Origin of the sequence: Lentisphaera araneosa HTCC2155 (assembly GCF_000170755.1) — a bacterium.
In the GTDB taxonomy this organism is placed as follows: domain Bacteria; phylum Verrucomicrobiota; class Lentisphaeria; order Lentisphaerales; family Lentisphaeraceae; genus Lentisphaera; species Lentisphaera araneosa.
The window spans coordinates 49,122-61,201 of sequence record NZ_ABCK01000016.1; the positions used below are offsets into that span (position 1 = coordinate 49,122).

At 43.3% G+C, this 12,080-nt stretch carries 8 protein-coding genes; 5 read left to right on the top strand and 3 right to left on the bottom strand.

Annotated elements, in window-relative coordinates:
• Positions 1 to 2: 2 nt before the first annotated feature.
• Entirely contained in the window at positions 3 to 329 is a 327-nt protein-coding gene (locus LNTAR_RS15770) for a hypothetical protein (protein ID WP_162026413.1), read from the bottom strand.
• A gap of 100 nt (positions 330 to 429) precedes the next feature.
• On the opposite strand from LNTAR_RS15770, the gene LNTAR_RS15775 reads away from it, so the two are divergent.
• The 5 genes from LNTAR_RS15775 (at position 430) to LNTAR_RS15795 (ending at position 8,592) form a co-directional block, all read left to right on the top strand.
• Entirely contained in the window at positions 430 to 1,878 is a 1,449-nt protein-coding gene (locus LNTAR_RS15775; RefSeq protein WP_007279733.1) for a sulfatase family protein, read from the top strand.
• 11 nt (positions 1,879 to 1,889) lie between these two features.
• On the top strand, positions 1,890 to 4,025 hold the full coding sequence (locus LNTAR_RS15780) for a sulfatase family protein (protein WP_007279734.1): 2,136 nt from the start codon (positions 1,890 to 1,892) through the stop codon (positions 4,023 to 4,025).
• A 369-nt stretch (positions 4,026 to 4,394) separates the two neighbouring features.
• Positions 4,395 to 5,876, top strand: coding sequence for a phosphomannomutase (locus LNTAR_RS15785; RefSeq protein WP_007279735.1), 1,482 nt, complete (start codon positions 4,395 to 4,397; stop codon positions 5,874 to 5,876).
• A gap of 139 nt (positions 5,877 to 6,015) precedes the next feature.
• On the top strand, positions 6,016 to 7,071 hold the full coding sequence (locus LNTAR_RS15790; protein WP_007279737.1) for a glycoside hydrolase family 130 protein: 1,056 nt from the start codon (positions 6,016 to 6,018) through the stop codon (positions 7,069 to 7,071).
• Positions 7,072 to 7,143: 72 nt separating this feature from the next.
• Entirely contained in the window at positions 7,144 to 8,592 is a 1,449-nt protein-coding gene (locus tag LNTAR_RS15795; protein ID WP_007279738.1) for an MFS transporter, read from the top strand.
• A gap of 177 nt (positions 8,593 to 8,769) precedes the next feature.
• On the opposite strand, the gene LNTAR_RS15800 is transcribed toward LNTAR_RS15795, so the two are convergent.
• Both LNTAR_RS15800 and LNTAR_RS15805 read right to left on the bottom strand, forming a co-directional pair.
• The gene (locus LNTAR_RS15800; protein WP_007279739.1) at positions 8,770 to 10,227 is read right to left on the bottom strand and encodes a carbon-nitrogen hydrolase family protein; all 1,458 of its coding nucleotides are present in this window, start codon (positions 10,225 to 10,227) and stop codon (positions 8,770 to 8,772) included.
• A gap of 116 nt (positions 10,228 to 10,343) precedes the next feature.
• The gene (locus LNTAR_RS15805) at positions 10,344 to 12,077 is read right to left on the bottom strand and encodes a proline--tRNA ligase (RefSeq protein ID WP_007279740.1); all 1,734 of its coding nucleotides are present in this window, start codon (positions 12,075 to 12,077) and stop codon (positions 10,344 to 10,346) included.
• Positions 12,078 to 12,080 lie beyond the last annotated feature (3 nt).

Consider the following 12,080-nt stretch of genomic DNA (forward strand, 5'->3'; position numbering starts at 1 on the left):
GCTTAGTGAAGTTTACCATACGGGCGATAAAAAGTATTTGCCCATACGGTAGTATATGCAGGGAAGGGGACGGAGTTCCAAGATTTTAGATCAAAAAGGATATTGATTCGCCTCACTCCGGCGGAGAGGTATTGCCATACGGGCGATAAAAAGTATTTGCCCATACGGCAGTATCTTGCAGGGATGGGGACGGAGTCCCAAAATTTCAGATAAAAAAGGAGATTGATTCGCCTCACTCCGGCGGGGAGGTATTGCCATACGGGCTGATTAAAAGGGATGAACTGAGGGACATGTGATTTTGAACCATTGCGATGGGCATTAAATTCCAATTTGTTGTTTAGAATCAGATGATTGCAGATAATCAACATTATAGGTTCAGTTACCTTGGGCCATTGATTTTTAAATGATATTTACAATGAGGTTAAGTTTATGAAATTCTATTCAAATTTTTTGTTGTCGGTAGTGATGATATCTTTGATCACTCCCATCGCAATGGCCGCAGGAACGACTAAACGACCTAATATTATATTGGTTATGGCAGATGATCAGGGCTGGGGGCAGACTGGCTACAATGGTCATGCACTATTGAAGACTCCCCATCTTGATGCCATGGCGAAAGCTGGTCTCCGTATGGATAGGTTTTATGCAGCTGCTCCTGTTTGCTCACCAACGAGGGCCTCAGTATTGACCGGTAGAAGCCCTTCCAGGACTGGTGTCAAGGACCACGGTATTAATCTCTGTCTACAGGAAAAAACCCTACCACAGGCCCTACAAGCCGTCGGATACAAAACGGCCCTATTTGGAAAGTGGCATCTAAACGGTGTGCGAGGCCATGGAGTACCCATCTTAAAGGATGACCCCAATCATCCAGGACATTACGGGTTTGATGAATGGTTATCGGTCACCAACTTTTTTGATATCGATCCATTGATGAGTCGTAACGGTGAGTTTGAAGATCTAAAAGGAGATTCCTCCGAGGTAGTAGTCGCAGAGGCTCTAAAATTTATTTCTAAAGAGAAGGATTCATCAAAGCCTTTCCTGGCTGTTATTTGGTATGGATCACCCCATATTCCCTTTTACGCCTTTGATGAAGATATGAAGGATTTTCCCGCACTTAAGGGAGCTAGAAATAAACATTTAGGTGAACTCGTCGCACTCGATCGAAGTGTGGGTTCCTTGAGGCAGGGCTTACGGGACATGGGCATTGAGAAAGATACCATAGTATGGTACTGCAGTGATAATGGAGGATTGAAGACAGACCCCGACTCCTGTGGCGACCTGAGAGGATACAAGACCAATATTTATGAGGGGGGAATTAGGGTTCCAGCTATTGTTGAGTGGCCGGGTCAAATTAACCCTGCGGTTAGTTCGTTTCCTGCATCTACTATGGATATATTTCCCACCCTGGTTGACATGCTAGATCTACCAAAATCTTCACTATTAGAGGTGCATGATGGAGAAAGTATCAATGATCTTTTAAAGGGGAAGACTCCTGAGCGAAAAAATCCTATTCCATTTTTAATAAAGTCCAAGGCAGCATTAATTGACGGCGATTATAAATTAGTCACTTCTAATATTAGAACTGGTTTTGAACTCTACAATTTGAAGGATGACTTCAAGGAAGAAAAGGATTTATCAAAGGAACTTCCTGAACGATTTACAAAAATGAAATCGGAAATGGAAGCATTCATAGAATCAACAAAGAGAAGTGCAGAAGGTGCTGACTATCCTGAAGGCCGGGTAATACAGAAGGCGCGGAGTGAGTTTTGGAAAAATATGGATGAATATAAACCTTATTTCGAGACCTTTGCCAAACGCCCAGAGTTTAAGGGCTTGGCAAAATCACTAAATAAAACCAAAAAGCAAAAGAAGCAGTAAAAGGTCTAATTATGAAGCTTTATTATAAATTTTTGTTGTCGCTTATGACGATGACTCTTTTCGCCACTGCCGCCGATAAACCCAATATTCTCTGGTTGGTTTCCGAAGATAATGGTGCTCGATGGTTGGGTAGCTACGGCAACCCCGCCAAACCCACACCCAATTTGGATGCCTTTGCGGCAGAGGGTTTTCGCTACACCAATACCCATGCCTCGGTGCCCGTCTGCGCACCCCAACGCTTCACTTGGCTCACCGGCATAAATGCCATCTCGGCAGGTACCCAGGGAATGCGCTCGAATGTGGTTATCCCGAAATCGATCCGTTATTACCCTGAAATATTTCAAGACCTAGGTTACTACACCTCCAAAGGGGCCAATAAAAAAGGCAAGATCCCCGGTGATGGTAAGACTGATTATAATTCCAAAGGGGTAAAGACTAGCAAAGAAGAGAAGAGTCGCGAGGCCCATCAGTCCTGGAATAATGGTAAGACTCTTGACTGGGATACTCTAAAGAAAAACCAGCCCTTTATGCACGTTATTAACACTCACGATACCCACGAAAGTCGCTCTTTTGGTGCTTTTAATTCCAATAAGGATAATGCTCCCAAGGCAAAAAATAGGGCGGCCTACCACCCCGATCTCCCTGAGGTAGATTATGTCTACGAAAAATACAATGAATGTCATCGCAAGATGGATAAGACCGTCGCCATGTGGCTTAAAGATTTAGAAGATTCTGGTATGGCTGAGAATACCATCGTGGTCTACAGCTCCGATCACGGTGGTGTGCTGCCCCGATCCAAACGTTACCTCTACAATTCGGGCACCCACTGTCCTCTAATTGTTCGTATACCAAAGAAATTTAAACATCTCTATCCCGCAGAAAAGCCGGGCATGGTGGTTAATGAATTAGTCAGCTTTACCGATTTTCCCAAGACTTTCTTGAGTCTAGGCGGTGCTAGTGAAAAAGATCTTCAGCAAATGCAGGGACGGGTTTTCCTCGGTGAAAAAAAGGATGTTGAACCCAAACAGATCTACTCCTTCCGTGGTCGTATGGATGAGCGTCTGGACATGGTTCGTTCAGTTAGAGAACGAGACTTACTCTACATCCGCAACTACATGCCTTTTGTCCCTGTAGGTCAATACTTGGCCTACCTTCACAATTCCGCTGCTATGAGGGCCTGGTGGAAACACCATCAGGAAGGCAAGACCGATGAGATTACGGGTCGTTATTTTAAACAACCTCGCGACATCGACGAACTCTATGACTCCGCTAGCGATTACGACAATGTGAAAAACCTGGCCTTTGATCCAAAAAATACTCAGAAGATTAAAGAAATGCGTGCCGCCTTACGGAGCTGGCAACTGTCCATTTTCGACTCTGGTTTTCTGCCCGAAGACGAAATTAATCGCGAAGCCGAAAAGGCTGGCCTCTTGGTCTACGACTATGTGCGTGACCCCAAACTCTATCCCTTAGAATCCTTCATCGATATGGCGGATCTCTCCCTAGAAGTTAATCTTAAAAACATCCCCATTTTCTTAAAGGGCTTAAAATCTGAGTACATCGGTCTGCGCTATTGGTCCACTCTGGGGCTCTTAAATCTTACCTTCTCTAATGAGATTAAAGATTCCAAAAATATTATAGCGGCAATGAAACAAACCGTGGCAAATGACAAATCTGAAGTCGTCCGGGCCTATGCAGCCTGGCTCTTGGTTCGACTTGGAGAGGTAGACGCCGGTGTGGTCGAGTTGAAAAAACTCGCCTTTAATAGTTACAGCCTCAATACCATTTACAATATTTTGGATTGGATGAAGCCAGAGATATCTCTGCCGATATCATCTCAGGTGTACTTATACGCCACTCGTCATAAGGATGATAGAGCTTTCGGAAATAGAATGAAAATCTTAGTTCACAACATGAGTAATAATTCCAGCCCCGAATTAGCGGCTCTAATTGCTAAACGCCAAAAGGCTTCTGGTCTGGTTAGAACCAAGAAAAATCGTTTAAAAAACCTCGCAGTCAATAAAGACAAGTATCCCGAAGATAGATTGGCCAGAGAGAAAATCCTCAACCAAAAGCAATACGATCAAGCAGTAATAGATTCGGAATCATCATTGAAAGAGTTAATGAAACTCTTTCCTAGGAGCTAGCTTAAGTTATTTTAGTAAGCTGGCGCTGGGATTGGTCACTTTTGTTTGAGCACTCAATTACCACGTTAGCTTGATGAGTCAAATAGTTTGACTGATTGCGATGGTGCTAAATTTGGCCTTAAAGGCTTAGTAATCGGTTTTCTACTCAAATAAACACACTTAGCTGAGTAAGAGATCTTTGTATTTGTGGAGTTCATATCATATTTACTTATATACAGATATGGACTGATGAAATCAGTACATAACTATAAAAAATATTGAAGCATTTTTACGCAGATCTAATCTGTTTATTCACTTGAATTAAATTTGTTTCGTATTATTATTTAATTATTACGTAACAAAAAGTTTTATTACATAAGGTTTTAAGCAATGAAAAAGTTGAACATTGAAAATTTAATGGAAGTAAGTGGTGTCAAATTCGGAACCTCGGGAGCCCGTGGTTTGGCGACGGCCATGACTGATGAAGTCTGCTATGCTTACACTTTAGCTTTTCTGACTCATTTAGAAAATAGCAATAATATTAAAGAGGGCAGTGAAGTTGCGATTGCAGGTGATTTGCGTCCTTCATCACCAAGAATTTGTGCGGCAGTCGTAAAAGCCGTGGAAGATAAAGGTTATTTGGCAGTTTATTCAGGTGAAATAGCTTCTCCAGCAGTAGCGTATTACGGTTTTTCTAAGACAATTCCCTCAGTCATGGTGACGGGAAGTCATATTCCCGACGATCGCAATGGTATTAAATACAACACGCCACTCGGAGAGATTTTAAAAGAAGATGAGCAGGGTATTCGTGCTCAAGAAGTGACGATCCCCGAGAATGTTTTCGACGACGAAGGTTTCTTTATTGAAACTCGTGAGCTCGCTACAATTTGTGAGAAAGCAGAAGAAATCTACATCAAACGATACACGAACTTTTTTGCTCCAGATACACTCGCGGGACTTCGCTTAGGTGTTTACGAACACAGTTGTGTAGGGCGTGATACATTAAAAAGTATTTATCAGCAGCTGGGTGCCGAAGTCGTTGGGCTCGGGCGCAGTGAAAAGTTTATTCCAGTAGACACAGAGGCGATTCGTCCTGAAGATGTTGCTTTAGCAGCTCAATGGGCACAAGAAAGTCACTTTGATGCAATTTTAAGTGCTGATGGTGACTGTGACCGTCCATTGATTTCAGATGAAAAAGGTCAATGGCTTCGCGGCGATGTAGCAGGTATACTTTGTGCACAATTTTTAAACGCGGATGCGGTTGCTACTCCAGTGAGTTGTAATTCTGCCGTGGAACTCTGTGAATCCTTCTCTGTGGTTAAACGTACGAGAATTGGTAGTCCTTATGTGATCGCCTCGATGAAAGAAGCGAGTGCGTCTGGCTCACAGATGGTTGTCGGCTACGAAGCTAATGGTGGATTTTTAACTAACTCTGATTTTAAGCAGGGTGCTAAAGTTTTAGAAGCTTTACCAACACGTGACGCAGCGATTTTACATATTGCTTTATTAGTGGATGCAAAAAAGCAAGGGATCAAATTAAGTGAGCTCGTGGCGACGTTGCCAGCACGTTACACTATTTCTGACCGACTCAAGGAATTCCCTACGGAAAGATCACAAGAAAAACTCAAATCATTCACTTCAGAAGGTGGAGAAAGTCGCATCGAAGAACTCTTTGCTCAACTCAGCGGTAGCCTAGCGTCGATTGATCAGACCGATGGTGTTCGTATGACTTTCGATAATAAAGAAGTGATTCACTTACGCCCTTCAGGCAATGCTCCTGAATTGCGCTGTTATAACGAAGCTGATTCCGAAGCACGAGCCATAGAACTCAACAGGGCTTGCATCGAAATTATGGAAAATTGGCGAGCTTAAATTAAGGATACTACATGACTCTAAGGATTGATTTAGGAGGCACAGAAAAGAACTTTCAATTAAAAATTAATATCGCTCATGATGAAGCTCCGAGAGGAGTTTTAAATTTCTTGGCTTCATTGAGAAAAGGTGATCAGTAATGGATATTGCCAAGCGTTTTGACGCAAACCCACTGATTAGTCCTGCTGATGTTGTGCCAAGTTTAAAAGGAGCTGAAGTTGAATGCTTACTCAATCCAGGAGTCTTTCAATTTGAAGGAAAAACCTTTCTATTGATGCGCGTCGCTGAGCGTATGGAGCAGCGTGATGGTTTCTTGTCCACATTAGTTGTAGACCCCTCGAGTCAAGATGGTGTAAGTGTTGTGGAGTTTACTTTAGATGACCCCAAACTCGTTTATGATGATGCACGTGTTTTTAGTTATGATGGCAAGACATATTTGACGACGCTTTCGCATTTACGTTTAGCCGAGAGTGAAGACGGTGTCACTTTTAAAGTTCATGAAAAACCTTTGCTTTTAGGTCTTGGAGAATACGAAGACTTTGGTATGGAAGATTGTCGCGTGACTCAAATTGAAGATACTTATGTCTTGACTTACACAGCCGTTTCTGAGTATGGGCCCGCAGTGGGAAAAATCACCACAAAAGATTGGAAGAGTTTTCAACGCGATGGCATCATGTTGCCACCTCCCAATAAAGATTGTGCAATTTTTGAAGAAAAGATAGACCAGAAATACTGGTGTTTACATCGTCCAGTAGTCAAAGTGGATAGCTGGAGTGAACTGAATATTTGGCTGGCAAGTTCACCTGATATGCAACATTGGGGAAATCATACTTGCCTTGCAAAAACTCGTCCAGGACTCTGGGATAGTCAGCGTATTGGAGCGGGAGCAGCTCCTATAAAAACGGAGAAGGGTTGGCTCGAAATCTATCACGGTTGCGATGAAAGTTCTCGTTATTGTCTAGGGGCATTGCTTCTGGATTTAGATGACCCCACAAAAGTTATTGCGCGCTCAAATAAGCCTATTATGGAGCCCATTGCCAAGTATGAGCAGGAAGGTTTTTTTGGCAATGTTGTTTTTACCAATGGTCACTTAGTCAAGGGCGATTGTGTAAGGCTTTATTACGGAGCATCAGATACGGTAATCTGTGCAGCAGATCTATCGATCAAGGAAATCCTCACGAGTTTAGGAGTCTAAGAAAACAAGTCTTCTATCTAAAGGACGTCTATCACTGATTGACTCACACAAATTTTAATTAAGGAACTTCATATGCACGATAACTTACCCATACCTGAAAAAGACCGAGTTCCGGCTTCTCAAAAGCTCGCATACGGTGCAGGTGGTCTAGGGGACTTTTTCATCCCCAACTTCATTCAAGCTCTCTTTACCTATGTATTTATTGTTGATATGAAGTTAGACCCCGTGAAAATGGGTTGGGTTTTGGCTGCGACAAAGGCCGTGAGTATGATAGGCGATCCCACTGCAGGGGTTATTTCCGATAAGACGCGCACGAAATGGGGACGACGTAAGCCCTTTATTTTAATTACGGGGATTCTCTGTGCGATTATGATGCCCTTTGTGTGGATGGTGCCAAGTGTAGAGGGAGGAGTCAATTTATACTTCTTTCATATAAGCTCGGAAAACTTTAAGTTTGTTTTTATCTTCTTCATGATGTCAGCTTATTTTTTAGCACATTCCTTTTATTCTGTTCCCTACAAGGCTCTTGGATTTGAGTTGACAAAAAACTATGATGAAAAGACCAAAGTCTTCACTTGGAAAAAGTATGTCGAGACCCTCGGGCTATTTATGGTCGCATGGTTTTATTGGTTTGCGGCGAGACCCATTTTTGGTGGTGTAAGTAATGGCGCAGTCGTACTAGGAATCATCGTCGGTGCGATCCTTATTATTTGTTCTGTGACGGTCTTTTTTGGAAATCACGAAGTTGCCGAAGAACCTTCTTTTAATAAAAAGGATAAAATTCCTTTAGGAGAAGCGATCAAGGCGACCTTTACTAATAAATCTTTCCTGCTCATTCAAGGTGCAATTCTCTTTGTTATGTTAGGTATGGGCGTCGATGCGATAATCGGGAACTATTTACATGTGCACTACACCTCGGGTGGTAGTGAAGATGTGGCGTCAAAAATTGGCGGTGTTGGTGGAACCGTGTCAACGATTGTGATTTTTGTTGCCTTGCCAATTGCACTTTGGGTTTCAACTCACTGGGGCAAGAAAGAAGCCGCACTTATGGGTACTTTTGTCTTGCTTGCGGGTGTTTGTTCTATCCCATGGATGATGACACCTTCTTACCCCTACCTAATCGTTGTTGTATGGGCACTGTCGCAATTTGGGGCACAAACTACTAACCTGGTGTATACCTCGATGATGGCAGATGTTTGTGATGAAGATGAACTTATTACAGGCCAACGCAGAGAGGGGACTTACGCAGCTGCTAGTAGTATTATAGCGAAAGTCTCTGATGTCTTCGTTCTCTTACTGAGTGGTTACATGCCTAGACTTGCGGGTTATGTGAATACCGAAGTGAAACCCAATATGGAACAGCTAGAAAATATGAAAACGCTACTAGTTGCCAGTGATATTATTGGTGTGATTGCAGCTATCATACTCATTGTTTTCTATCCGCTTTCACGCAAGAAGTGCCAGCAGATTCAAGAGCAGCTCGAGGCTCGCAACGCAGCGAATGAGGCAGAGGTAAGTTAAGTATTAAAGGGATTTAGTATTTCACGATAAGCCTCAAGAAGGAGTAGGGTGCGACTATACGAGAAGGACTCTGTCCCTCTCGAGCTCTCCCTGCAAGGATTTGCCAATCCTTGACCAGGCGACTAGTGTGGCTTTGCCCCACTCAAAGGGTCATTATATATGATTTAGAGGCAGCACTCAGCTCATAGTTTTGCTTTCCTTCTTACTTTTTCTTTTTTTGAAAAACACAATGAAAGAGTAGAGGAAGGCGAGGACAGAAATTAAAATCGCGGGATAAATGAGGAAGCGATCCAAGGGGCGGGAACCCGCTTCCTGTAAATTGATTTTAGCTGAAAGAATATCGCCTTGACCAGGAAAAGATCCTTCTTGATGAACCAAGCCCCTTTGATTAACAAATTGGGAAATCCCCGAACTGCAGACGCGATAGATGGGGATGCCATATTCGCTGGCGCGAGTGGGAGCAATGCGTCCGTGAAGTTTGTGTTGACGTTCGCCCCAGAATTCCACATCCATGGTGGGGATGAGGATCGCTTGAGCCCCTTGGCGTACGAGTTCGTCAGTGATTTTTGTATAGCTCAAGTCATAACAAATACAGATGCCTAGATCACCCCAAGGGGATTTCCATAAGTTTTGTTCAGGAGCGGGAACGCCATCATTAAAAAATTGAATGGGCATCACTTTAGCTTGTTTGAAAACCACTTCACCATTGGGGCCAATGACCATGGCCATGTTATAGAAGGCTTTATGTTTGAGCTTTGCGTGAAGGCTTTTTTTGTTAGATTCTTGAACCGCACTATCCTTAATGGTCTCGGTAGTACCTGCCAAGAGGTAAGTTTTGTTTTCTCGGCACCAATCTTTAAACATTTGGGGGATGCCTTCGTCAAAGGAATACTCACTAAGAAAGAAAAGTTCTGTGTCGGGGTAGAGTTCTTTGGCTTGATTGAGTGAAGCGAGTATTTCAGCACGAGATCCCATTTCCCATTGAATACCAGAGATTCTTGGCCCCGAACTGACTTTGTTTTCTTTGACGGGGATAAAGCTAGTGATTTGGCAAAGAAGCCCGAAAGCCATTATGGCGATTAAAAAGTTTTTTTGCTTTGGAATGAGATGCTCCCCTAAAGCCACGAGCAAGAGGCAGAGTAAGGAAATTCCGAAGACACCCAAAAGTCCAAGTCCGGCAAAGTAACTGGAATCGGCAAAGGCGAGGCCAGGAATCAGCCAGGAGAATTTGAGCGGGTAAAGTTCAGAACGCGTGAACTCGAGAGCGAAATAAAGCAGGGGGATAAGTAAAATCAGAGACTTCTCCGAGTAGCATTTGCGAAGCCAGCAAGAGATCGCAATAAAGATGGCCAGCCAAAAACCAAGTATGCAAAAGAGGCTATAAGAGAATTGCTTGAAGATGCTAATGAAAAACTGTAAGTGATAGATATAGAGGCAAAAAGATAAAAGCATGCCAGTGAGAAAGGCTTTTGAAATTGACTTCATCTTGGTCAGTTGCCAAAGAGCGAAGAAATAAACGGGGAAAAATAGCGTCGCACCCAAATAACATAACTGAAAACTTATTGCGGCAAGCGCAAAATAAGTCGCGTGGCGAACGAACGGTTTCTCTTGAAATAAACTTTTTAATTTTGACATGGGCTCCCTTTACTCACATTTTAATTCTCTAGCTACCTTAATCGTGTACTTTGAGCTAAGCAAGAAAAACGGCTTAAACCCAATGGGTTTAAGCCGTTTAAAAGTGGTGTATGAGTTTACTTGAACTTATTGAGTTCCGCTTTAACTCGATTTACGATGAACTCAAAAGCTTCTGCTTTGGGGATGAGTTCTTTTTCGCTACCATCACGAGTTTTGAATTCATAGCTATCTTGAGCCATAGATTTCTTTGAAATGATTAAACGTAAAGGAACGCCAATGAGATCGGCGTCATTGAAGGCAAAACCTGGTTTTGGGTCACGGTCATCAAAAATAACTTCGATGCCTTCTTTTTGTAAATTCTTGTAGAGTTCTTCGGCTTCTTCTTTAATCTCTGGTTGACCACCTGTGAGGGCGATAACATGAACTTGGTAAGGAGCAATAGAGATGGGCCATACTGGTCCCCACTTATCGTTGCGCTGTTCGCAAACAGAGGCGAGGGCACGGCCAACGCCAATGCCATAGCAACCCATAGTTGGAATTTGGGCCTTACCATTTTTGTCGAGGTAGCGAACTCCCATGGAATCTGAATATTTTGTTCCGAGTTGGAAGATATTGCCCACTTCAATACCCTTGAGCATTTCTAAGGGTTCTCCCGTTACGGGGCAAGGGTCGCCTTCGCGCACAGTCGCCACATCAATGATGTCAGCTTCGCCATCGAAATCGCGTTCCCAGTTAAAGTTTTTGTAGTGGTATGCAGCTTCATTGGCACCGACAACGAGGTTGGAGCTTTCAAGGGCTGAAGGATCGGCAACAATGATGACTTTGTCCTTGTTGAGTCCCATAGGAGCAGCAAAACCAGGGACTGAACCAGCAGCAAGGATTTGTTCATCGTTGGCAGCCACTAAATCGCCACATGAGAGATGGTTGCCCAGCTTTGTTTCATTGACTTCTAAATCGCCGCGGATGATGCAAAGAATGACTTTATCCTCAATTGAAGCAGATGCATAGAAAACGGCTTTGGCTGTATCGCTCTCGGCGACACCGAGGAACTTGGAGACTTCTTCAATCGTTTTTTGAGTCGGAGTATGAACTTTTTCGAGTTCTTGAGCCTCTTCTTTTTTATAGACAAGTTTAGCGGTAGCAATTTCGCGGTTGGCTTTGTACTGACGGTCAGGTGAGAGGAAGAGGGTATCTTCGCCGATATCAGAAATAGCCATAAATTCGTGGGAAAGTGAACCGCCAATCATTCCGGCGTCAGATTCAATAGAAACACAGTCACTTAAACCTACGCGCTCAAAAATGCGTTCATATGCTTGGTGAACGCGATCGTAGTAATCAGAAAGGCATTTTTCACTATCGTGGAAAGAATAGGCATCCTTCATAGTGAATTCGCGCACACGAATGAGGCCTGCACGAGCACGAGCTTCGTCACGGTATTTAGTTTGTATCTGGTAAACTGATGCAGGCAACTGCTTGTAGGAAGTGATTTCTGTTCTCGCCATATGACATACCGCTTCTTCGTGAGTCATGGCCAATACCATGTCTTTTTGATTGCGGTCTTTGAAGCGTAGGAGACTTTGGTCAACGCTATCATAACGTCCTGATTCCTGCCAAATTTCAGCAGGGTTCACCACTGGCATCATGATTTCTTGGCAATCAACCGCTTCCATTTCTTCACGAATAATGTTTTCGATTTTTGTGGTCATTCTCTTAGCGAGTGGGAGCAAAGTGTAAATGCCTGTGGATACGGGGCGAATGTAACCGCCACGCATGAGAAAAATATGACTAGCGCTTTGAGCATCTTTGGGTGCTTCTTTGACGCGTTTACCTACGAGTTTTGAGAGTCTCATAAA

Coding starts and splice junctions, on each gene's coding strand:
- LNTAR_RS15775 (WP_007279733.1), top strand. CDS start 430: ATGAAATTCTATTCAAATTTTTTGTTGTCGGTAGTGATGATATCTTTG.
- LNTAR_RS15780 (WP_007279734.1), top strand. CDS start 1,890: ATGAAGCTTTATTATAAATTTTTGTTGTCGCTTATGACGATGACTCTT.
- LNTAR_RS15785 (WP_007279735.1), top strand. CDS start 4,395: ATGAAAAAGTTGAACATTGAAAATTTAATGGAAGTAAGTGGTGTCAAA.
- LNTAR_RS15790 (WP_007279737.1), top strand. CDS start 6,016: ATGGATATTGCCAAGCGTTTTGACGCAAACCCACTGATTAGTCCTGCT.
- LNTAR_RS15795 (WP_007279738.1), top strand. CDS start 7,144: ATGCACGATAACTTACCCATACCTGAAAAAGACCGAGTTCCGGCTTCT.
- LNTAR_RS15800 (WP_007279739.1), bottom strand. CDS start 10,227: ATGTCAAAATTAAAAAGTTTATTTCAAGAGAAACCGTTCGTTCGCCAC.
- LNTAR_RS15805 (WP_007279740.1), bottom strand. CDS start 12,077: ATGAGACTCTCAAAACTCGTAGGTAAACGCGTCAAAGAAGCACCCAAA.